At 68.2% G+C, this 22,420-nt stretch carries 21 protein-coding genes; 17 read left to right on the forward strand and 4 right to left on the reverse strand.

The genetic code is table 11. The features are described from left to right. The first annotated feature begins 66 nt into the window (after positions 1-66). Both alc and WS64_RS01550 read left to right on the forward strand, forming a co-directional pair. Positions 67-1,074, forward strand: coding sequence for an allantoicase (gene alc, locus WS64_RS01545; RefSeq protein ID WP_060965567.1), 1,008 nt, complete (start codon positions 67-69; stop codon positions 1,072-1,074). Positions 1,075-1,084: 10 nt separating this feature from the next. After that, a complete protein-coding gene (locus tag WS64_RS01550; protein ID WP_059638103.1) occupies positions 1,085-1,618 on the forward strand; it encodes an ureidoglycolate lyase in 534 nt (177 codons plus the stop codon). A 93-nt stretch (positions 1,619-1,711) separates the two neighbouring features. Here the strand turns inward: WS64_RS01550 and fur are convergent, their stop codons facing one another. Beyond that, positions 1,712-2,140: a ferric iron uptake transcriptional regulator gene (gene fur, locus WS64_RS01555; RefSeq protein ID WP_006400349.1), complete on the reverse strand. Its 429-nt coding sequence runs from the start codon at positions 2,138-2,140 to the stop codon at positions 1,712-1,714. Positions 2,141-2,281: 141 nt separating this feature from the next. On the opposite strand from fur, the gene WS64_RS01560 reads away from it, so the two are divergent. From WS64_RS01560 to WS64_RS01600, 9 genes are all read left to right on the forward strand, one after another. After that, positions 2,282-3,079: an outer membrane protein assembly factor BamE gene (locus WS64_RS01560; RefSeq protein WP_059581029.1), complete on the forward strand. Its 798-nt coding sequence runs from the start codon at positions 2,282-2,284 to the stop codon at positions 3,077-3,079. 65 nt (positions 3,080-3,144) lie between these two features. Continuing rightward, entirely contained in the window at positions 3,145-3,942 is a 798-nt protein-coding gene (dapB, locus tag WS64_RS01565) for a 4-hydroxy-tetrahydrodipicolinate reductase (protein WP_059581032.1), read from the forward strand. A 19-nt stretch (positions 3,943-3,961) separates the two neighbouring features. Further along, positions 3,962-4,630 (forward strand): MotA/TolQ/ExbB proton channel family protein, encoded by a 669-nt coding sequence (locus WS64_RS01570; protein ID WP_059581034.1) that lies wholly within the window; start codon positions 3,962-3,964, stop codon positions 4,628-4,630. A gap of 24 nt (positions 4,631-4,654) precedes the next feature. Continuing rightward, positions 4,655-5,110 (forward strand): ExbD/TolR family protein, encoded by a 456-nt coding sequence (locus tag WS64_RS01575; RefSeq protein WP_060965568.1) that lies wholly within the window; start codon positions 4,655-4,657, stop codon positions 5,108-5,110. A 182-nt stretch (positions 5,111-5,292) separates the two neighbouring features. Then, on the forward strand, positions 5,293-7,887 hold the full coding sequence (gene leuS / locus WS64_RS01580; RefSeq protein ID WP_060965569.1) for a leucine--tRNA ligase: 2,595 nt from the start codon (positions 5,293-5,295) through the stop codon (positions 7,885-7,887). A 38-nt stretch (positions 7,888-7,925) separates the two neighbouring features. After that, a complete protein-coding gene (gene lptE / locus WS64_RS01585; protein ID WP_006483412.1) occupies positions 7,926-8,477 on the forward strand; it encodes an LPS-assembly lipoprotein LptE in 552 nt (183 codons plus the stop codon). An 18-nt stretch (positions 8,478-8,495) separates the two neighbouring features. Beyond that, the gene (gene holA / locus WS64_RS01590) at positions 8,496-9,590 is read left to right on the forward strand and encodes a DNA polymerase III subunit delta (protein ID WP_060965570.1); all 1,095 of its coding nucleotides are present in this window, start codon (positions 8,496-8,498) and stop codon (positions 9,588-9,590) included. A gap of 166 nt (positions 9,591-9,756) precedes the next feature. After that, on the forward strand, positions 9,757-11,028 hold the full coding sequence (locus tag WS64_RS01595) for a glutamate-5-semialdehyde dehydrogenase (protein WP_060965571.1): 1,272 nt from the start codon (positions 9,757-9,759) through the stop codon (positions 11,026-11,028). A 23-nt stretch (positions 11,029-11,051) separates the two neighbouring features. After that, positions 11,052-11,474: a CopD family protein gene (locus tag WS64_RS01600; RefSeq protein ID WP_089464534.1), complete on the forward strand. Its 423-nt coding sequence runs from the start codon at positions 11,052-11,054 to the stop codon at positions 11,472-11,474. An 88-nt stretch (positions 11,475-11,562) separates the two neighbouring features. Here the strand turns inward: WS64_RS01600 and WS64_RS01605 are convergent, their stop codons facing one another. Continuing rightward, complete coding sequence (locus tag WS64_RS01605; protein WP_059581048.1) at positions 11,563-12,411, reverse strand: MurR/RpiR family transcriptional regulator; 849 nt, start codon at positions 12,409-12,411, stop codon at positions 11,563-11,565. A gap of 294 nt (positions 12,412-12,705) precedes the next feature. Here WS64_RS01605 and edd point away from each other — a divergent pair, with 294 nt between their 5' ends. The 4 genes from edd to WS64_RS01625 all read left to right on the forward strand — a co-directional run bounded on the left by edd (position 12,706) and on the right by WS64_RS01625 (position 17,301). Beyond that, on the forward strand, positions 12,706-14,562 hold the full coding sequence (gene edd / locus WS64_RS01610; RefSeq protein ID WP_059638116.1) for a phosphogluconate dehydratase: 1,857 nt from the start codon (positions 12,706-12,708) through the stop codon (positions 14,560-14,562). Between the two features lie 19 nt (positions 14,563-14,581). Next, the gene (gene eda, locus WS64_RS01615) at positions 14,582-15,208 is read left to right on the forward strand and encodes a bifunctional 4-hydroxy-2-oxoglutarate aldolase/2-dehydro-3-deoxy-phosphogluconate aldolase (protein WP_059581053.1); all 627 of its coding nucleotides are present in this window, start codon (positions 14,582-14,584) and stop codon (positions 15,206-15,208) included. A 214-nt stretch (positions 15,209-15,422) separates the two neighbouring features. Further along, on the forward strand, positions 15,423-16,784 hold the full coding sequence (locus WS64_RS01620; protein WP_059581055.1) for a GntP family permease: 1,362 nt from the start codon (positions 15,423-15,425) through the stop codon (positions 16,782-16,784). Positions 16,785-16,797: 13 nt separating this feature from the next. After that, a complete protein-coding gene (locus tag WS64_RS01625) occupies positions 16,798-17,301 on the forward strand; it encodes a gluconokinase (protein ID WP_059581058.1) in 504 nt (167 codons plus the stop codon). Between the two features lie 75 nt (positions 17,302-17,376). On the opposite strand, the gene WS64_RS01630 is transcribed toward WS64_RS01625, so the two are convergent. After that, complete coding sequence (locus WS64_RS01630; protein WP_060966871.1) at positions 17,377-18,024, reverse strand: TetR/AcrR family transcriptional regulator; 648 nt, start codon at positions 18,022-18,024, stop codon at positions 17,377-17,379. A gap of 283 nt (positions 18,025-18,307) precedes the next feature. Here WS64_RS01630 and WS64_RS01635 point away from each other — a divergent pair, with 283 nt between their 5' ends. Continuing rightward, positions 18,308-19,729 carry an NAD(P)/FAD-dependent oxidoreductase gene (locus WS64_RS01635; protein WP_060965572.1) on the forward strand — a complete coding sequence of 474 codons (1,422 nt, stop codon included), beginning with the start codon at positions 18,308-18,310 and terminating at the stop codon, positions 19,727-19,729. Between the two features lie 76 nt (positions 19,730-19,805). Here WS64_RS01635 and purB read toward each other — a convergent pair whose 3' ends face one another. After that, positions 19,806-21,194 carry an adenylosuccinate lyase gene (purB, locus tag WS64_RS01640; RefSeq protein ID WP_060965573.1) on the reverse strand — a complete coding sequence of 463 codons (1,389 nt, stop codon included), beginning with the start codon at positions 21,192-21,194 and terminating at the stop codon, positions 19,806-19,808. A 254-nt stretch (positions 21,195-21,448) separates the two neighbouring features. Here purB and WS64_RS01645 point away from each other — a divergent pair, with 254 nt between their 5' ends. Continuing rightward, positions 21,449-22,414: a LysR substrate-binding domain-containing protein gene (locus WS64_RS01645; RefSeq protein ID WP_059581067.1), complete on the forward strand. Its 966-nt coding sequence runs from the start codon at positions 21,449-21,451 to the stop codon at positions 22,412-22,414. The last annotated feature ends 6 nt before the right edge of the window (positions 22,415-22,420 follow it).

Below are 22,420 nucleotides of genomic sequence, written 5' to 3' on the forward strand. Positions count from 1 at the left end.
GTGCGACCGACCTTCACGCGACCGGCGCGCCGACGCGCCGGCGCTTCTCGAAACAATGGAGACGACATGGCAGCCCCCATCCTCGATCCGAACGCGCCGGCTTTCACGCGGCGCTACATGAACCTCGCCGACCCGCGCCTGGGCGCGCAGGCGCTCTTTGCCAGCGACGAATTCTTCGCGCCGAAGGAGCGCATGCTCAATCCCGAGCCGGCCGTGTTCATTCCCGGCAAGTACGACGACCACGGCAAGTGGATGGACGGCTGGGAAACGCGCCGCAAGCGCACGACCGGCCATGACTTCTGCGTGGTGCGCCTCGCGCGGCCCGGCGTGATCCACGGCGTCGATCTCGATACGAGCCACTTCACCGGCAACTTTCCGCCGGCCGCGTCGATCGAGGCCTGCGCGGTGGACGGCGACACGCCGCCCGACGACGCCGAATGGCGCACGATCGTGCCCGCGACGACGCTGCAGGGCAATTCGCACCATTACGTGAGCGTCGACGATGCGCGGCCGGTCACCCACCTGCGCGTGAACCTGTACCCGGACGGCGGGCTCGCGCGGCTGCGCGTGTACGGCCAGCCGCAGCGCGACTGGCGCCGCGTGCCGGCCGGCGAGCTCGTCGATCTCGCGGCGATCGAGAACGGCGGCTACCTGGTGGCCGCGAACAACCAGCACTTCGGCCCGGCCTCGCAGATGCTGATGCCGGGGCGCGGCGTGAACATGGGCGACGGCTGGGAAACGCGGCGCCGCCGCGAGCCCGGCAACGACTGGGCGATCGTCGCGCTCGCGCGGCCGGGTATCATCCGGCGCGTCGAGGTCGATACGGCGTTCTTCAAGGGCAATTTCCCCGACCGCTGCTCGCTGCAGGCCGCGCACGTCACGGGTGGCACCGACGATTCGCTCGTCACGCAGGCGATGTTCTGGGCCGAACTGCTCGGCGAGCAGAAGCTGCAGATGGACCACGTGCACACGTTCGACGCGCTCGCGGCGCTCGGCCCCGTCACGCACGTGCGGTTCAACATCTTCCCGGACGGCGGCGTGTCGCGCCTGCGTCTGTGGGGCGAGCCGGCTTGAGGGAGGGGGCATGAGCGGAACTCCGATCCTGCGCGTCGAGCGCCTGACCCGCGAAGCATTCGCGCCGTTCGGCGACGTGATCGCGCTCGAAGGCGCGCGGCATTTCCCGATCAACGGCGGCACGACCGAGCGCTTTCACGATCTCGCGACGATCGACGTGTGCGCGGACGGCGGCCGGCCGCTCGTCAGCGTGTTTCGCGCGCAGCCGCGCGCGCTGCCGGTGGCGATCACGCTGATGGAGCGCCATCCGCACGGCAGCCAGGCGTTCATCCCGCTCGCGGCCGTGTCGCGTTATGCGATCGTCGTCGCGCCGGCCGGCGAGTTCCGGCCCGATGCGATGCGCGCGTTCCTGGCCGAGGGCTGGCAGGGCGTCAATTATGCGAAGGGCGTCTGGCATCATCCGCTGCTCGCGCTCGACGCGGTCAGCGATTTCGTGATCGTCGATCGCGGCGGGCCGCAGCCGAACTGCGACGAGATCCCGCTGGAGCACGCGTGGACGCTGGCGTTCGAGCCGGCCTGCGCGGGCGTCGAAGGGTTTTCGTAAGCATTCCCGGCGCGCGGCAGGCGCGCCGAAAAAGCACACGGCCCGGGCGGCGAGATGCCGGCCGGGCCGTGCCGCGTGCGCGGGTGGCGCGATTCAGTGCTTGCGGTGCGGGCAGTTCTCGGTCGTGCACGAGCCGTACATCGCGAGCGAGTGCTCCTGGAGCCGGAAGCCGCGCTCCTTCGCGATCGCCTGCTGGCGGCTCTCGATCTCGGCGTCGAAGAATTCCTCGACGCGGCCGCAATCGAGGCACACGAGGTGGTCGTGGTGCGAGCCTTCGTTCAGCTCGAACACCGCCTTGCCGGATTCGAAGTTGCTGCGCGACAGCAGGCCGGCCTGCTCGAACTGCGTGAGCACGCGATAGACGGTGGCGAGCCCGATGTCGAGCTGCTCGTTGAGCAGGTTGCGGTAGACGTCTTCGGCCGTCAGGTGGCGCACGGGGCTCTGCTGGAAGATCTCGAGAATCTTGAGGCGCGGTAGGGTGGCCTTTAGCCCGATATTCTTGAGATCCGTCGGATTGGTCATGGCTAGGCATCCCTAGAGTACAATGCAGGGCTTCAATGTTACCGGCTTTTCGCCGTTCCAGATATACGCGCGGCCTGCAGGCGGGCCAGCACGGTGAAGGAAATGATCCCAGAATCGCTTTCGCACTTTCAGAGGAGTCGCATGCGGAGTGCCATCATCGCTGCCGCCGCCGTTGTCGCGCTGGCGGGTTGTTCGTCGTACGACAGCGTGACGCAGCGCATCGCGCAGAGCATCACGCCGTATCGGATCACCGTCGTGCAAGGCAACTTCGTGTCGCAGGAGAAGGCCGCCCAGCTGCAGGTCGGCATGACGCGCGAGCAGGTCCGCGCGCTGCTCGGCACGCCGCTGCTGGCGGACATGTTCCACGCGGATCGCTGGGATTACCTCTTCTACTTCAAGCGCGGCTCGACGTCGATCGTCCAGCAGCGCGACCTCGTCATCAACTTCTCGGGCGATCGCGTCGCGAGCTGGAGCGGCGCCGACAACCTGCCGTCCGAGCTCGACCTGCTGGCCGACATCGACGGCGACCGCGGCGGCAAGAAGGCGAAGGCCGCTGCCGCGGCGAAGAAGGCGTCCGAAGCCGCTGCGGCCGCGAGCGCCGCGCAGGCTGCCGCCGCCGCGAGCCCGGCCACCGAGCCGGCGCCGGGCGCGGTGGTCGACCAGGATGCGAACGCCCAGGCGGCGCGCGCGGCGAACCGCGCGACCAACCAGGTGTCGGGGCAGGGTGCGGCGTCGCGCCGGTTCACGCCGGCCGCGCAGGCCTCGGGCGGCGCGCCGGTGCCGGGCGGCCAGCCGCCGGGCGCCGCGCCGGCGATCCAGCCGCAGTTCCAGTTCCATCGTCCGCCGCAGCCGAACGTGTCGAACGAGGCGTCGCCGCCGGTCGGCCCGCAAGGCTCGGACAACCTGCAGAACCAGCCGCTCACCGCACCGGCGCAGTAAGCGGCCGGCGTGCGGAAACGGGGCGGCATGCGCCGCCCGCCTTTAGACCTGTCGTGTAGAAAGCCATGAAGATTGCGATTGCCGGCGCATCGGGCCGAATGGGCCGGATGCTGATCGAAGCCGTTCTCAACGATGCCGACGCGCAGCTCGTCGGCGCGCTCGACCGCGCCGGTTCGCCGTTCCTCGGCCAGGACGCCGGTGCGTTTCTCGGCAAGGACACCGGGATCAAGCTGACCGACGATCTCGACGCCGTGTTCGCGCAGGCCGACTATCTGATCGATTTCACGCGCCCGGAAGGCACGATGGCCCACATCGAGGCCGCGCTGCGCCACGACGTGAAGCTCGTGATCGGCACGACAGGCTTCACCGCCGAGCAGAAGGCCGAGCTGCAGGCCGCCGCGGGCAAGATCGGCATCGTGTTCGCGGCGAACATGAGCGTCGGCGTGAACGTCACGCTGAAGTTGCTCGAATTCGCGGCGAAGCATTTCTCGCACGGCTACGACATCGAGATCATCGAGGCGCATCACCGCCACAAGGTCGACGCGCCGTCGGGCACCGCGCTGATGATGGGCGAAGCCGTCGCCGGCGCGCTCGGCCGCTCGCTCGACGACTGCGCGGTGTACGGCCGCCACGGCGTGACGGGCGAGCGCGATCCGTCGTCGATCGGCTTTGCGGCGGTGCGCGGCGGCGATATCGTCGGCGATCACACCGTGCTGTTCGCCGGGATCGGCGAGCGCATCGAGATCACGCACAAGTCGTCGAGCCGCGTGTCGTACGCGCAGGGCGCGTTGCGTGCGGTGCGCTTCCTGTCGGCGCGCGGCGCCGGCCTGTTCGACATGCAGGACGTGCTCGGCCTGCGCTGACACCCGCGAGGAAACTCCGATGGCGATTCCCACCGGCGTTGTCCACTACCTCGAAAGCGGCGATGCGATCACGCACGCCGTCGCCTATGTGCTGCTGGCGATGTCCGTCGCCAGCTGGTGCTTCCTCTTCATGAAAGCCTGGCTGCTGGTCCGCGCGAAGCGGCAGGGGCCGCGCGCGCTCGCCGCGTTCTGGCGCGCGCCGTCGCTCGACGCGGGCATCGCCGCACTGGCCGGCGCCGATCGCGAGCGCGTGTTCGTGCCGCTCGCCGAAGCCGCGCGCGACGCGGCCGACGACCACGATCCGGCCGCGCTGGCCGCGCGCGTCGAGCGCGGCGAACGCGTGCTGCGCGCGTTGCGGCACGCGATGCTGCGCTCGCAGCGGCGCCTCGAATTCGGCCAGGTGCTGCTCGCGTCGATCGGCAGCACCGCGCCGTTCGTCGGGCTGCTCGGCACCGTGTGGGGTATCTACCACGCGCTCGGCAGCATCGCCGCGAGCGGGCAGGCGCAGATCGAGAACGTCGCGGGCCCGGTGGGCGAGGCGCTGATCATGACGGCGTTCGGGCTGGTCGTCGCGATTCCCGCGGTGCTCGCGTACAACATTCTCGGCCGGCTCGTCCGGCAGCTCGCCGAGGAACTCGACGGCTTCGCACGCGATCTGCACGTATTCGTGTGCGCGCAGGGCGCCTGACGCGCCGGCCCCGGAGGAACGACCATGGCATTCGGCGGGCTCGAGCACCACAAGACGTCCGCGCCGATGGCGGAGATCAACATGACGCCGCTGATCGACGTGATGCTCGTGCTGCTCGTCATCTTCATCATCACCGCGCCGCTGATGACGCACGCGATCCGGCTCGACCTGCCGAAGGTGGCGGCGAGCGTCGCGCGCGACACGCCGCAATCCGTCACGCTGTCGATCGACGACGCGGGCAAGCTTTACTGGGACGACGCGCCCGTGGCGCTCGACGCGCTGCCCGCGCGCTTCCGGGCCGCCGCCGCGGGCGCCGCGCCGCCCGAGCTGCGGCTGCGCGCGTCGCGCGCGACGCGCTACGACGTGATCGCGCAAGTCATGGGCGCCGCGCAGGCCGCGGGCCTCACGCGGATCGGCTTCGTGACCGACGTGCCGCCGGCCGGCGGCGCCGCGCCGCCCGCCGCCGGCGCGAAACCCTGATACGCCGGCGTTGCGGGCCCCGGCCCGCGAGAGACCGGCCGTGCGGGCCCGCACGGGCGGTATAATCGACGTTTTTCCCGGCCCGGAACCGCTCAGCCCGTTCCCGCGCCGGGCACGCACGATTTCGATCCAATCCTGCGCGCGAGCCGTCGCGCCGCTTAAAGCCTAGCCCGAACCACACCATGCACGAGAGATACGTACCCGCCGACGTCGAAGCCGCCGCCCAGGGCGACTGGCGCGCAGCCGATGCCTACAAGACGAAGGAAGATGCGCAGAAGCCGAAGTTCTACTGCGTGTCGATGCTGCCGTACCCGTCCGGCAAGCTGCACATGGGTCACGTGCGCAACTACACGATCAACGACGTGATGTACCGCTATCTGCGGATGAACGGCTACAACACGCTGATGCCGATGGGCTGGGACGCGTTCGGGATGCCGGCCGAGAACGCCGCGATGGCGAACGGCGTGCCGCCCGCGAAGTGGACCTACGACAACATCGACTACATGAAGGGCCAGATGCAGTCGATGGGCCTCGCGATCGACTGGTCGCGCGAAATCGCGACGTGCAAGCCCGACTACTACAAGTGGAACCAGTGGCTGTTCCTGAAGATGCTCGAGAAGGGCATCGCGTACAAGAAGACGGGCACCGTGAACTGGGATCCGGTCGACCAGACCGTGCTCGCGAACGAGCAGGTGATCGACGGCCGCGGCTGGCGCTCCGGCGCGCTCGTCGAGAAGCGCGAGATCCCGATGTACTACCTGCGCATCACGCAGTACGCGGATGAGCTGCTGAACGACCTCGACGGCCTCGGCTGGCCCGAGCGCGTGAAGATCATGCAGCAGAACTGGATCGGCAAGAGCTTCGGCGTGAACTTCGGCTTCCCGTACGAACTCGACGGCGAGCAGAAGCTGCTGCGCGTGTTCACGACGCGCGCCGACACGATCATGGGCGTCACGTTCTGCGCGATCGCGGCCGAGCACCCGCTCGCCACGCGCCTCGCGCAGGACAAGCCGGAGCTGCTCGCGTTCATCGACGAATGCAAACGCGGCGGCGTCGCCGAGGCCGACGTCGCGACGATGGAGAAGAAGGGCGTCGCGACCGGCTTCTCGGTCAAGCACCCGCTGACCGGCGAGCCGGTCGAGGTGTGGATCGGCAACTACGTGCTGATGAGCTATGGCGAAGGCGCGGTGATGGGCGTGCCGGGCCACGACGAGCGCGATTTCGCGTTCGCGAAGAAATACGGCCTGCCGATCAAGCAGGTGATCGCGAGCGAAGGGCAGACGTACTCGCTCGACGCATGGCAGGAGTGGTACGGCGACAAGGAAACCGCGGTCTGCGTGAACAGCGGCAAGTACGACGGCCTGCGCTACACGGAAGCGGTGGACGCGGTCGCGGCCGACCTGAAGGCCGGCGGCTTCGGCGACAAGCAGGTCACGTGGCGCCTGCGCGACTGGGGCGTGTCGCGCCAGCGCTACTGGGGCACGCCGATCCCGATCATCCACTGCCCGTCGTGCGGCGACGTGCCGGTGCCGGAGGCCGACCTGCCGGTCGTGCTGCCGGAAGACCTCGTGCCGGACGGCACGGGCAACCCGCTCGCGAAGTCCGAAGCGTTCCTGAACTGCACGTGTCCCAAGTGCGGCGCGGCGGCGAAGCGCGAAACCGACACGATGGACACCTTCGTCGATTCGTCGTGGTACTTCTCGCGCTACACGGCGCCGGACGCCGAGACCATGGTCGACGCGCGCACCGATTACTGGATGCCGATGGATCAATACATCGGCGGCATCGAGCACGCGATCCTGCACCTGCTGTATTCGCGCTTCTGGACCAAGGTGATGCGCGACCTCGGCCTCGTGAAGTTCGGCGAGCCGGCGAAGAACCTGCTCACGCAGGGGATGGTGCTGAACGAGACGTACTACCGCGAGGACGCAGCGGGCAAGAAGACCTGGTACAACCCGCTCGACGTGACGGTCACGCACGACGACAAGGGCCGCCCGGTCGGCGCGACGCTGAATGCGGACGGCCAGCCGGTCGTGCTCGGCGGCATCGAGAAGATGTCGAAGTCGAAGAACAACGGCGTCGATCCGCAACTGCTGATCGACCAGTACGGCGCCGATACCGCGCGCCTGTTCACGATGTTCGCGGCGCCGCCGGAGCAGCAGCTCGAGTGGTCGGGCGCGGGCGTCGAGGGTGCGAGCCGCTTCCTGCGCCGCGTGTGGAGCTTCGGCTCCGGCAACCGCGAAGCGCTCGCGGCCCGCGCGGGCTTCGACGCCGCCGCGCTGGGTGAAGCCGACAAGGCGCTGCGCCGCGAGATCTACAGCGTGCTGAAGCAGGCCGATTTCGACTACCAGCGCCTGCAGTACAACACGGTCGTGTCGGCCGCGATGAAGATGCTGAACGCGATCGACGGCGCGAAGGGCGCGACGCCCGCCGTGCTGCGCGAAACCTACGGCGTGCTGCTGCGCGTGCTGTACCCGGTCGTGCCGCACATCACGTTCGAGCTGTGGAAGGCGCTCGGCTACGCGGACGAATTCGGCCCGCTGCTCGATGCGCCGTGGCCGAAGGTCGACGAGGCCGCGCTCGAGCAGGCCGAGATCGAACTCGTGCTGCAGGTGAACGGCAAGGTGCGCGGGGCGCTGAAGGTCGCGAAGGACGCGAGCCGCGACGCGATCGAAGCGGCGGCGGTGGCCGACGAGGCATTCGCGAAATTCAGCGACGGCAAGCCGGCGAAGAAGATCGTCGTCGTGCCGGGCCGCCTCGTGAACATCGTCGTCTGACGGCCGCGGGCCGTCGGGTGCACACAGAAGGAGCGAAGGTGATCCGCAGATCGTTTTTGATGCTCGTCGGCAGCGCGGTCGCGCTGTCGGCATGCGGCTTCCAGTTGCGCGGCCAGCAGGACTACGCGTTCAAGCACCTGTTCGTGGCCGGTGCGCCGGCGCCCGTCGAGGCGCGGCTCACGCGCCTCGTCCAGGCCGGCAGCGACACGAAGATCGTCAAGTCGGCGGACGATGCCGACGCCGTGCTGCGCATGTGGGAGTCGCGTGGCCAGAACACGCTGACGCTCAACAAGTACGGCTCCGCGCAGGAATACGCGCTGTTCTACACGCTGAACTACACGCTGACGAGCAAGGACGGCACCGTGCTGATCCCGCCGAGCGCGATCGCGCTGAACCGCGCGATGACCTACAGCGACCAGTACACGAACGCGAAGGCGCAGGAAGCCGACATCCTGTACGGCGACATGCAGAACGACGCGGTCGATCAACTGATGCGGCGTCTCGCGATCGTCCATTCGCTGACGCCGGCGCCGGAGGACGTGGTGCCGGGCGTGGCGCCGCGCGCGCCGCTGCCGCCGCCGCCGCTCTGATCGCGGGCGCACGCAGCGATGCAATTGCGACTTGATGCGCTGGAGCCGCACCTCGCGAAGGGGCTGGCCGGGCTCTACACCGTCTACGGCGACGAGCCGCTGCTCGCGCAGGAAGCGTGCGACCGCATTCGTGCGGCCGCGCGCGCGGCCGGCTTTACCGAGCGTTCGGTGCATACGGTCGAACGCGGCTTCGACTGGAGCGTGCTGCTCGGCGCGACCCAGGCGATGTCGCTGTTCGGCGAGCGCCAGCTGATCGAGCTGCGCATTCCGTCGGGCAAGCCCGGCAAGGAAGGCGCCGACGCGCTGAAGGCGCTCGCGGCCACGCCGAACCCCGACGCGCTGATGCTCGTCACGTTGCCGCGTCTCGACGCGGCCACGCAGAAATCCGCATGGTTTACCGCGCTGCAGAACGGCGGCGTCGCGCTGAAGATCGATCCGGTCGATCGCGCGCAACTGCCGAACTGGATCGGGCAGCGCCTGTCGATGCAGGGCCAGCGCGTCGCATCCGGCGACGACGGGCGCCGCGCGCTGCAGTTCATCGCGGAGCGCGTCGAGGGCAACCTGCTCGCCGCGCACCAGGAAATCCAGAAGCTCGGGCTGCTGTATCCGCAGGGTGCGCTGTCGTTCGAGCAGGTGCACGACGCGGTGCTGAACGTCGCGCGCTACGACGTGTTCAAGCTGAACGAGGCGATGCTCGCCGGCGATGCCGCGCGGCTCGCGCGGATGATCGACGGCCTGAAGGGCGAGGGCGAGGCGATCGTGCTCGTGATGTGGGCCGTCGTCGAGGAATTGCGCACGCTGCTGCGGATCAAGCGCGGCACGACGGCCGGCAAGCCGCTCGCGACGCTGCTGCGCGAGAACCGCGTGTGGGGGCCGCGCGAGCGGTTGATCGCGCCCGCGCTGAACCGCGTGTCGGAAGCGGTGCTCGAAAAGGCGCTCGCGTTCGCCGCGAAGCTCGACAGGCAGGTCAAGGGGCTGACGGCCGTCGCGCCGGGCCGCCGTACGCAGGACGAACCGCCGCCCGACCCGTGGGACGGGCTGTTCCAGCTTGCGATGACGGTCGCGGGCGAGCGCGGCGAGCGACCGCCGACCGCGGGTCGCGTGCGACGCTAAGTCCCGTTCGGGCCTTCAGCGCACGCTGCGCAACCCGCTTACAATGTTTTGATGACCGGGCGCCGTTGCGCGGCGCCGTCTGGCGGCCGCCACCGCGCACGGATGGCCGCCCACGCTTCCCGACGAATTCATGCCGCTTCCCGCGGCTCGCTTCTCGAGTCACACGATGGATATCGATCAGTACATGACCGACCTGGGCCGTCGCGCCCGGCACGCTTCCCGCGCGATGGCGCGCGCCAGCACGGCCGCGAAGAACGCGGCGCTCGACGCCGTGGCCCGCGCGATCGAACGCGACGCGCAGGCGCTGAAGGACGCGAATGCGCGCGACGTCGCCCGCGCCCGCGAAAAGGGGCTCGATGCGGCGTTCGTCGACCGCCTGACGCTGTCGGACAAGGCGCTGAACACGATGGTCGAAGGGCTGCGCCAAGTCGCGTCGCTGGCCGATCCGATCGGCGAGATCGGCAACCTCAAGTTCCGGCCGAGCGGGATCCAGGTCGGCCAGATGCGCGTGCCGCTCGGCGTGATCGGCATCATCTACGAGTCGCGCCCGAACGTGACGATCGACGCGGCCGCGCTGTGCCTGAAGTCGGGCAACGCGACGATCCTGCGCGGCGGTTCCGAAGCGCTCGAATCGAATGCGGCGCTCGCGAAGCTGATCGGCGAAGGGCTCGAGGCGGCTGGCCTGCCGCAGGATGCGGTGCAGGTCGTCGCGACGGCCGATCGCGCGGCGGTCGGCAAGCTGATCACGATGACCGAGTACGTCGACGTGATCGTGCCGCGCGGCGGCAAGAGCCTGATCGAACGGCTGATCAACGAGGCGCGCGTGCCGATGATCAAGCATCTGGACGGCATCTGCCACGTGTACGTCGACGACCGCGCCGATCTGGCGAAGGCGCTGACCGTCTGCGACAACGCGAAGACGCACCGCTACGGCACCTGCAACACGATGGAGACGCTGCTCGTCGCGAGCGATATCGCCGCGAAGCTGCTGCCGCCGCTCGGCAGGCTGTATCGCGACAAGCAGGTCGAACTGCGCGTCGATGCAGCCGCGCGCGCGGTGCTCGCCGATGCGGGCGTCGGCCCGCTCGTCGACGCGACGGAAGAAGACTGGCACACCGAATATCTCGCGCCGGTGCTTGCGATCAAGGTCGTCGACGGCCTCGACGCCGCGATCGAGCACATCAACCATTACGGCTCGCATCACACCGATGCGATCGTCACCGAGGATCACGACCGCGCGATGCGCTTCCTGCGTGAAGTCGATTCGGCGAGCGTGATGGTCAACGCGTCGACGCGCTTCGCGGACGGTTTCGAATTCGGCCTCGGCGCGGAAATCGGCATCTCGAACGACAAGCTGCACGCACGCGGCCCGGTCGGCCTGGAAGGGCTCACGTCGCTGAAGTACGTGGTGCTCGGGCACGGCGAAGGCCGTCAGTAAGTCAACAGCGAGGCGCACAACCGATGGCAATGCTCTGGGTCAAGACGTTTCATATCGTTCTGATCGCCGCGTGGTTCGCGGGGCTGTTCTACCTGCCGCGCATCTACGTGAACCTGGCCATGGAGACCGATCCGGCCGCGGTGCGGCGCCTGCTGCTGATGGCGCGCAAGCTGTTCCGCTTCATGACGATGATCGCGGTGCCGGCACTGGCCTGCGGGTTGTGGCTCTGGCTCGTGATCGGCATCGGGCAGGGGCAAGGCTGGATCCACGCAAAGGTGACGGTGGTGCTGCTGCTGATCGTCTATCACGCGTATTGCGGGCACCTGCTGCGGGTGTTCGAGCGCGGCGAGAACCGCCGCACCGACAAGTGGTATCGCGTGTTCAACGAGCTGCCGGTGCTCGGCATGCTCGCCGCGGTCGCGCTGGTGGTGATCAAGCCGTTCTGAGTTCGCCGCAACGCGCGGCCGGCGATCGATGCGCAACGGCGCCCCTCGGGGCGCCGTTGTTCGTTTACGCGCGGCGTCCCGCACCGGCTCAATCCTTCACCGGATCGTCGATCCGGCGCCGCGTGATCGCTTCCTTCGCGCGGCCGACGCGTTCCATCAGCGCCGGCCCGCGCGACAGCGCGACGCCGACCGCGAGGATGTCGCCGATCGCGAGATGCGACATCCGCGACGTCATCGGCGAGAACACGTCCGTTTCCTCGGCGACGTTCGACGCGAGGCTGACCGTCGCGAGCTTCGCGAGCGGCGAATGGCTCTGCGTGATTGCGACGACTTTCGCGCCGCACGCGAGCGCGGAGCGCGCGGCGTCGACGATATCGCGCGTGCGGCCGGTGTTCGAGATCGCGACGACGACGTCGTGCGGCCCGAGCAGCGCCGACGACATCGAGAACGTGTGCGGATCCGAATACGCGACGCTCGGCACGCCGAGCCGGAAGAACTTGTGCTGGATGTCCTGCGCGGCGATGCCCGAGCCGCCGGCGCCGTAGAACTCGATGCGCGACGCGTTCGACAGCAGCGCGATCGCGTCGGCGACGCTGCCCGCGGACAGGCTGTTGCGCACTTCGATCAGCGCGCCGATCGTGCGGTCGAACACCTTGCCGATGATGCCGGGCGCCGGCTCGTCGGGCTCGACGTCGCGGTACACCGACGACACGCCGGGCGCGACGCTCTGCGCGAGCCGGATCTTGAATTCGCGAAAGCCGCTGCAGCCGAGCGCCTGGCAGAAACGCGCGATCGTCGGCTGGCTGACGCCCGCGCGGGCCGACAGCTCGGTCATCGCGAGGTCGAGCACCTCGCGCGGCGCGGCGAGAATGTAGTCGGCGAGCTTGCGCTCGGACGGGCGCAACTCGGCGCGGATCGCTTCAATGCGGGGCAGCATGGGACGGCACGTGGAAATCGGGTTCGGATGAGCGAGTGTAACGCAATCGAATTGTAGAAAATCTACATGAAAATACTAGCGCAATGGTGAGCGTTGCGATGCGGGTCCGGCGAGCGGAATTAGGGTTTTCACTGATGAAAGCCTTGCTGGTGGCGGGAATAAGGGTTGCACGCGCGTCGATCCACATTGCGTGCATGTAGTTTTTCTACTAGACTTGCGTCGTTCGGTCGACGAAGCGCGACCGTCCCCACGATTCCAACCGCCGGTGTTGGCCGGCATACAGGAGCGCCCAGCATGACGTCGCTGCACCCCACCCTGGCGAAGGTCACCGAACGCGTGATCGCCCGCAGCCAATCGACCCGTTCCGCCTATCTGCAGCGCATCGACGGCGCGCAAGGCAAGTTCCCGGCCCGCGGCGCGCTGTCGTGCGCGAACCTCGCGCACGGCTTCGCAGGCCTCGAGGGCAACGACAAGTTCCAGATCAAGGCGATTCGCGAACCGAACATCGGCATCGTGTCCTCGTACAACGAGATGTTGTCCGCGCACGCGCCGTACAAGAATTTCCCCGACATCATCAAGGCGGCCGCGCGCGAGAACGGCGGCGTCGCGCAGTTCGCCGGCGGCGTGCCGGCGATGTGCGACGGCGTCACGCAGGGCAATCCGGGCATGGAGCTGTCGCTGTTCTCGCGCGAGGCGATCGCGATGGGCACGGCGATCGCGCTCACGCACAACATGTTCGATGCGGCGCTCTGCCTCGGCATCTGCGACAAGATCGTGCCGGGCCTCTTGATCGGCGCGCTGCAGTTCGGCCACCTGCCGACCATCTTCGTGCCGGCCGGCCCGATGACGAGCGGGCTGTCCAACGACGACAAGGCGAAGATCCGCCAGCAGTTCGCGACCGGCCAGGTCGGCCGCGACGCGCTGCTCGAAGCCGAATCGGCCGCCTATCACGGCCACGGCACCTGCACGTTCTACGGCACCGCGAACAGCAACCAGATGCTGATGGAGCTGATGGGCCTGCACCTGCCGGGCTCGGCGTTCATCCATCCGCACACGCCGCTGCGCGACGCGCTGACGGCCGAGGCCGCGCGCCGCGTGCTCGACCTGACCGTCGAGCGCGGCCAGTACACGCCGATCGGCCATGTGATCGACGAGAAGGCGATCGTCAACGGGATCGTCGCGCTGCTCGCGACGGGCGGCTCGACCAACCACACGCTGCACCTGGTCGCGATCGCGCGCGCGGCCGGCATCCTGATCGACTGGAACGATTTCGACGAACTGTCGGCCGTCGTGCCGCTGCTCGCGAAGATCTACCCGAACGGCAAGGCCGACGTGAACCATTTCCACGCGGCGGGCGGTGTCGCGTTCCTGGTGCGCAACCTGCTCGAAGGCGGGCTGCTGCACGAGGACGTGACGACGGTCGCGGGCAAGGGCCTGTCGCACTACACGAAGGAGCCGAAGCTGATCGACGGCAAGCTGACGTGGGTCGACGGTACGGCCGAGAGCCACGATACGAAGGTGCTGCGCGGCATTCGCGACCCGTTCCAGCCGGACGGCGGCCTGCGCCTGATGCAGGGCCGGCTCGGCCGCGGCGTGATCAAGATTTCGGCGGTCGCGCCGGAGCACCGCAAGGTGACGGCGCCCGCGATCGTGTTCGACTCGCAGGAAGCCGTGCAGGAAGCGTTCGATCGCGGCGAGCTGAAGCGCGATTTCGTCGCGGTGGTGCGCTTTCAGGGCGCGCGCGCGAACGGCATGCCCGAGCTGCACCGTTTGACGCCGCTGCTCGGCGTGCTGCAGGATCAGGGCTTTCACGTCGCGCTGGTGACCGACGGCCGCATGTCGGGCGCGTCGGGCAAGGTGCCGGCCGTGATCCACGTGTCGCCGGAAGCGCTGCTGGCAGGCCCGATCGGCAAGGTGAAGACGGGCGACATGCTCGTGATCGACGCGGAAGCCGGCGTGCTCGACATCGAGGTCGACGACGCCGAATGGCTCGCGCGCCCGGTCGCGCAGCCGCAGCATCAGGCCGAGAACGAAGTCGGCTTCGGGCGCGAACTGTTCGGCGTGTTCCGCGCGGCCGCGGCGCCGGCCGAGCAGGGCGCATCGGTTTTCGGGACGCTGGTCGGCGAAACGGCCGTCGGCGTCGCCGCATGAATTTCAAGGAGCCAATTCAATGAAGACGATTGCTGAAATCGTGAAGCTGGGCCCGGTCATTCCGGTGCTCGCATTCGACTCGGTCGAGCAGGGCGAAAACGTGTCGCGTGCATTGCACGCGGGGGGCGTGAAGGTGCTCGAGATCACGCTGCGCACGCCGGCCGGCCTGGAGGCGATCCAGCGCGCGAGCCAGCTCGCGGACGACATCGTCGTCGGCGTCGGCACGATCACGAAGCCCGAGCACTGCGCGCAGGCGAAGCGCGCGGGCGCCACGTTCGGCGTGTCGCCGGGCCTGACGAAGGACCTGCACCTCGCGTCGCTCGACGCGGGCCTGCCGCTGCTGCCGGGCGTGATGACACCGAGCGACATCATCCAGGCGCTCGAATTCGGCTACGACATCGTGAAGTTCTTCCCCGCGCAGCAGGCGGGCGGCGTGCCGATGCTGCAGGCGTTCCACGGCCCGTTCCCGGCGCTGAAGTTCTGCCCGACGGGCGGCATCACGGTCGACACCGCGCCGAACTTCCTGAAACTGCCGAACGTCGTGTGCGTCGGCGGCTCGTGGCTCACGCCGAAGGCCGCGCTCGCCGCGCAGGACTGGGCCGAAGTCACGCGCCTCGCGCAAGCGGCGAGCCAGTTGCCGCGCTAATACTTGTATCAAACGACGATTCAGCCCTCGGAAAACAAGCGTTAGTGCTTGTTTTACCGAGGGTTTTTGCTGATGGAACCGGTTCTATCCGCGGATCGCAAAGATAAGTAAAATTCAGCGTCCTGACGGGGGGGTACCCCCGTGTTTCGGAGACCTGCATAGCCGGGCATACTCGCAACGCGCCCGGTTCGAACAATTCTAGGAGGAGTGCCACATGGCGGCCGTCCAAGGCAGCATGCTGCTCGTATTCACGCTGATCGCGATTGCCGCGCTGATCCTGATGATCGCGCGCTACAAGATCTACCCGTTCCTGGTGCTGATCATCGTTTCGCTCGGCCTCGGCCTCGTCGTCGGCATGCCGATGGACAAGATCGTCAAGTCGTTCGAGACGGGCACCGGCGGCACGCTCGGCCACATCGCGATCGTCGTCGGCCTCGGCACGATGCTCGGCAAGATGATGGCCGAATCGGGCGGTGCCGAACGGATCGCGACCACGCTGATCGACTGGTTCGGTGAAAAGAACATCCACTGGGCGATGATGTTCGTCGCGATCATCGTCGGCCTGCCGGTGTTCTTCGAAGTCGGCTTCGTGCTGCTGATCCCGATCGCGTTCAACGTCGCGAAGCGCACCGGCAAGTCGCTGCTCGTCGTCGGCCTGCCGATGGTGGCCGGCCTGTCGGTCGTGCACGGGCTGATCCCGCCGCACCCGGCCGCGCTGCTGGCCGTCCAGCAATACGGCGCCGATATCGGCAAGACGATCGCGTTCGGCCTGATCGTCGGCGTGCCGACCGCGATCATCGCCGGTCCGCTGTTCGCGCTGGTGATCTCGAAGTTCGTGAAGCTGCCGGAAAACAACCCGCTCGCCGCGCAATTCGTCGATTCGCGCGCGGATGGCGGCAAGCGCGAACTGCCGAGCTTCGGCATCACGCTGTTCACGATCCTGCTGCCCGTCGTGCTGATGCTCGTCGGCAGCTGGGCCGACCTGGTGTTCACGCCGAAGTCGCTGCCGAACAACCTGCTGCGCTTTGCGGGCAACTCGGACGTCGCGCTGCTGATCGCCGTGCTCGTGAGCTTCTGGACCTTCGGTGCGAAGCAGGGCTTCAACCGCGATCAGATCCAGAAATTCTGCGGCGAGTGCCTGGCGCCGATCGCCGGCATCACGCTGATCGTCGGCGCGGGCGGCGGCTTCGGCGGCGTCCTGCGCGACAGCGGGATCTCGCAGCAGATCGTCGAGACCGCGAAGCACGCGCACCTGTCCCCGCTGCTGCTCGGCTGGTTCGTCGCGGCGCTGATGCGTCTGGCCACGGGCTCGGCGACGGTCGCGATGACGACGGCCTGCGGCATCGTCGCGCCGATCGCGGCGGCGTCGGGCGCGGCGGTTCGTCCGGAGCTGCTCGTGCTGGCGACGGGCTCGGGCTCGCTGATCTTCTCGCACGTGAACGACGGCGGCTTCTGGCTGATCAAGGAATATTTCGGGATGACGGTCGGGCAGACGTTCAAGACCTGGTCGCTGCTTGAAACCATCATCTCGGTGCTCGGTCTGAGCTTTACGCTGCTGCTGAGCCTGGTTCTGTAACAAGGGGTAGTCAATGATTCTGATCGCAATGGGCGTGTCGGGCGCGGGCAAGTCGCGAATCGGCGAAATGCTGGCGGAACGCCTGTCGTGCAGCTATACCGACGGCGACGCGTTTCACAGCGCGGCGAACAAGGAAAAGATGCACCACGGCATTCCGCTGACCGATGAAGACCGCTGGCCGTGGCTGCGCACGATTCGCGCGGCCATCGAGGAAAAGCAGCGCGCCGGCGAGACGGCCGTGTTCACGTGCTCGTCGCTGAAACGGTCGTACCGCGACGTGCTGCGCGGCACCGACACCGACGTGCGGTTCGTGTATCTGAAGGGTTCGTTCGAGGTGTTGCAAGAGCGCCTGAAGAGCCGCACCGGCCATTTCTTCGATCCGTCGCTGCTGAAGAGCCAGCTCGATACACTCGAGGAGCCGGGCCCGGATGAAGCGATCGAGGTCAGCATCGAGCTGACGCCCGAACAGATCGTCGATCAGGTCATGCTGAAGATCGGCCTCGCGCATCAGCACTGAGCGCGGTTCGCGGCCATCGTCATGGAAAGGCGCCTTCTTCTGGCGCCTTTTTCGTTGGCGGCGCGTATGCCGATGTCAGGCCGAGTGCGCGCGTTGCGCGATGCCGTCGAGCAGCACGTCGAGCATCGTGTCGTGCACGACGGCCGGATCGAGCTGCGCATAGAGCGGGGCGGCCGACTTGACGAGCGGATGCGCGGTGTCGGACAGCGCGTGCATTTCCGCGAGCTCGACGTCGTTCGCGGCGCGGGTGAGGCCGCCCGCTTCGGCGGCGGCGAGGCCGATCACGGCCGCGTACCAGCCGACGCATACCGACGGCAGCGCCGCGCGCGGGATGCCGGCGTCGGTCAGCGCGCGATGCACGGCCTCGATGTGCGCGAGATCGGCCGGCCCCGTGCTCATGTGCCGCTGCAGCAACGCGAAGGCGGCCGGGTAGCGCAGCGCGAGCGCGCGGTACTGGCGCGCGAGGTCGCGCAGCCGTTCGCGCCACGGCTGCGACGGATCGACCGGCACGAGCGAGCGCGACAGCGCATTCGCGATCGCGCGGCTCAGGCCGTCCTTCGACTTGAAGTGATACAGCACGCTCATCGGGTCGCAGCCGACCGATTGCGCGAGCTTGCGCACGCTGAACGCGGCTTCGCCGACGTCTTCGAGCAGCGCGAGCGCGGCCGCGACGATCGCGTCCTTGTCGAGGCCGCGCGGCCCCTGGGTGGGTGTGTCTTTCATCGAGGCGGCTGGCAGGCGCGGCATCGCGCCGGCTGTAAACTTGACGAAAGCTTATTCTACACTGTAGAATTATTTCTGCGGTGTAGAAATTGGGTGTCCCGGCACCTTTCAATACGTGCTTTCGCACAGTCCGGGATTCAGGCAGACGCGAGCGTGTCTGCCGTCAACACGGGCCATCGCGCCCTTATCTCGTTGACACCCAAGTGGAACCGGCTGCCCCACCCGCGAAGCCCCGAAGCAACGGGGCGCTTCGACAGGCGGCCAAGACCATGCAAGTGCAATCATGACTTCCAATCACAAGCCCCTGATCCAGGGCGAATCGCGTTTCGAGCAAACGCAACTGAATATCGAGAAAGACAACTGGAACTGGTGCGATCCGGCCCGCTACGACGGTGAGCGCCCGGCGAACTGGTACGAGGCGTCGCTGTCGCGCCATGAAAACAGCGCGCCGCTCGCGCAAGACGCCGTCTGCGACGTGCTCGTGATCGGCGCGGGGCTGCTCGGCGCATCGGCCGCGCTGCATCTCGCGGAAGCGGGCGTCGACACGATCCTCGTCGACAAGCATCACGTCGGCTCGGCCGCGTCGGGCCGCAACGGCGGCCAATTGACGCCCGGCCTCGCGCGCTGGGAAGCGGCCGACATGATCGAGAACCTGTCGCACGACGATGCGAAGCGGCTGTGGCGCTTCGCATCGGCCGAGTCGATGGACCTGATCGACGGGATCGGCGCGCGTTACGCGCTCGATCTCGACCGCAAGCGCGGCCACGTCACGGCAGCGGTTCACCCCGGCCACATGAGCGCGCTGCTCGACGGCGCCGATGCGCGCCGCCATCTGGGCGATGCGGGCGTGACGCTCGTCGGCCGCCATCAGCTGCACGACGAATACGTGCGCTCGGGGCTGTATCACGGCGCGGCGATCGACGCGATCGGCGGGCAGATCCATCCGCTCGCGCTCGTGCGCGGCCTCGTGCACGGCTTCCGGCTGAACGGCGGCGCGCTGTTCGAGGGCACCGAGGTGCTGGAGCTCGACGAGACGCCCGCGGGCGTCGTCGCGACGACGCCGGGCGGCACGATCACCGCGCGCCGCGGCGTCGTGCTCGCGCTGCACAACACGACGTTCCGGCTGCTCGACGACGGCGCGGCGACCACGGTGCCGTTCTTCACGTACGTGAGCGTGACGGCGCCGCTCGACGTCGACGTCGCGACGCTGATGCCGGCCGGCATGCCGGTGTACGACACGCAGTTCCAGATCGACTACTACCGGCCGGTGCGCGGCAATCGCCTGCTGTTCGGCGGGCAGGGCACCGGCAGCTGCTGGGCGCAGTCGGACGTGAACGCGTACTTGCTGACGCGGCTGAACACGGTGTTTCCGCAGCACGACGGCCGCTTCGCGCTCGACTACTGCTGGAGCGGCGTCAGCGACTTCACGCTGAACGGCGCCACCGACAGCCGCAAGACCGACGGCCGCGTGCCGATGTACATGGTGCAGGGCTGGAGCGGCCACGGCGTCGCGCAGACGGTGCGGATCGGCAAGGCGATCTGCGACGATTTCGTGGGCCGCAACGACGATTTCTCGATGCTCACGGGCATCGACCATCGCGCAATTCCGCTCGGCCGGCAGCTGTCGCCGATCGCGATCCCGGCCGCGAAGGCGGCGATGAGCGTGATGAGCGCGCTGAACCCGGGGCGGATGATTTCGTTCTGACCGACTGCGGCAGGCAACAAAAAGCCCGATGCGAATCGCTTCGCATCGAGCTTTTTTTCGTCCGGCGACGCGGCGCTTACGCGATCCGCTTCGCGAGTTCGACGGCCGTGCCGATGTACGACGCCGGCGTCATCGCCAGCAGGCGATCCTTCGCATCCTGCGGGATCGCGAGCGTGCCGACGAATTCCTGCAGCGCTTCGCGCGTGATGCCCTTGCCGCGCGTCAGTTCCTTCAGTTGCTCGTACGGGTTCTCGATGCCGTAGCGGCGCATCACCGTCTGCACCGGCTCGGCAAGCACTTCCCAGCAGTTGTCGAGATCTTCGTTCAGGCGCTGCGGGTTCACTTCGAGCTTGTCGAGGCCGCGGATCAGCGAGTCGTACGCGAGCAGCGAGTAGCCGAGCGCGACGCCCATGTTGCGCAGCACCGTCGAGTCGGTCAGGTCGCGCTGCCAGCGCGACACCGGCAGCTTGTCGGCGAGGTGGCGCAGCGTCGCGTTCGCGAGGCCGAGGTTGCCTTCCGAGTTCTCGAAGTCGATCGGGTTGACCTTGTGCGGCATCGTCGACGAGCCGATTTCGCCGGCCTTCGTCTTCTGCTTGAAGTAGCCGACCGAGATGTAGCCCCACACGTCGCGGTCGAGGTCGAGCAGGATCGTGTTCGCGCGGGCGACCGCGTCGAACAGCTCGGCCATGTAGTCGTGCGGCTCGATCTGGATCGTGTACGGGTTGAACGTGAGCTTCAGGCGGTTTTCGATCACGTCGCGCGAGAACGCTTCCCAGTCGAATTCCGGATATGCGGACAGGTGCGCGTTGAAGTTGCCGACCGCGCCGTTCATCTTGCCGAGGATCTCGACCTTCTCGATGCGCGCGATCGCGCGGGCGAGGCGCGCGGCGACGTTCGCGAGCTCCTTGCCGAGCGTCGTCGGGCTGGCCGGCTGGCCGTGCGTGCGCGACAGCATCGGCTGCTCGGCGTGCGCGTGCGCGAGCGCGACGAGGCGCTGGTGGACCGTGCGCAGCGCCGGCAGGATCACGTGTTCGCGCGCGCCGGCGAGCATCATCCCGTGCGACGTGTTGTTGATGTCCTCGGACGTGCACGCGAAGTGGATGAACTCGCTCGCCTTCTCGAGTTCGGCCTGGCCCTTCACCGATTCCTTCAGCCAGTATTCGACGGCCTTCACGTCGTGGTTCGTCACGCGCTCGATTTCCTTGATGCGCGCGGCGTCGTGCGCGGTGAAGCGCTCGGCGAGCTGCAGCAGGAATTGCTCGGAGGCTTCCGAGAAGCGCGGGACTTCCGCGAAGCCGGCGCGCGACAGCGCGATCAGCCAGTGCACCTCGACGGTGACGCGGTGGCGCATGAAGGCGGCTTCGGAGAGCCAGTCGCGCAGCGCTTCGGTCTTGCTGGCGTAGCGGCCGTCGATGGGCGAGAGCGCGGTGAGGGCGAAAAGCGTATCGGGACGAGTGTCGGACATGATCGGGCAGGGCCTTTTGGGGCCGGGGCGAACGAGGGGAGGAGAATCCGGCATTTTACCATCGGCGCGCGTCGCTCCCGACCGAATCGGTCCGGCCGCGGGCGCCACGGTCGAGCGATGCTCGGCGGCGCGCGAATGGCGTGCCGGCGCGCGCCTGCCCAGGCGCGCCGGGCCGCGCGCCAAGCCGCCGGCCGGGCCCGCCCGCCGGTAGAATGCAGGCTTCTTCCCGACCGCCGCCCGCCGCGCCCGCCTGCATGGAACTGAAATGGCTCGAAGACTTCGTCTCGCTCGCGGAAACGCGCAGCTTTAGCCGGTCCGCCGAGCTGCGGCACGTGTCGCAGCCGGCGTTTTCGCGGCGCATCCAGGCGCTCGAGGCGTGGCTCGCGACCGAGCTGATCGATCGTTCGGTGTATCCGACGCGGCTCACGCAGGCCGGGCAGATCTTCTACGAGCAGGCGCTGACGATGCTGTCGCAGGCGCACGAGGCAAGGACGCTGCTGCGCGGCCACGTCGGCGCGCCGGTCCCGACGATCGAGTTCGCGGTGCCGCACACGCTGTCGCTCACGTATTTCCCGCGCTGGCTCGAGCGGATCGAGGCGAAGATGGGCCAGGTCCACACGCGGCTGCGCGCGCTGAACGTGCACGACGCGGTGCTGTCGCTCGTCGAGGGCGGCTGCGACCTCGTGATGGGCTACCACCACCCGAGTCACCCGGTCGCGCTCGACCCGGCCCGCTACGACATGCTGGTCCTCGGCAGTGAGCCGATCAGCCCGTTTTCCGCGCCCGGCCGCGCGGGCCGGCCGCGCCATACGCTGCCGGGCGCGGCCGACGCGCGCGTGCCGTACCTGTCGTATACGCCGAACGCGTATCTCGGCCGGATGACCGAAGTCATCATCGCGAACGCGCCCACCCGGCTGTTTCTCGATCGCGTGTACGAAACCGACATGGCCGAAGGGCTGAAGGCGATGGCGCTCGCCGGCCACGGCGTCGCGTTCCTGCCGCACAGCGCGGCCGACGATGCGGTCGCGGGCGGCCGGCTGATCCGCCTCGACCGGTCGGCGCGCGGCGGCGCGCATCCGTTCACGCTGACGATGGAGATCCGGCTGTACTGCGACAAGCTCGCGCTGCAGGGCGACGATCCGCGGCAGAAGCTCGTGCGCGCGCTGTGGGACGTCGTGCGCGACGAACTGCGCGAGACTGCCGGCGACACCGCCGGTTGACCGACG

Origin of the sequence: Burkholderia anthina (assembly GCF_001547525.1) — a bacterium.
Lineage (GTDB): Bacteria > Pseudomonadota > Gammaproteobacteria > Burkholderiales > Burkholderiaceae > Burkholderia > Burkholderia semiarida.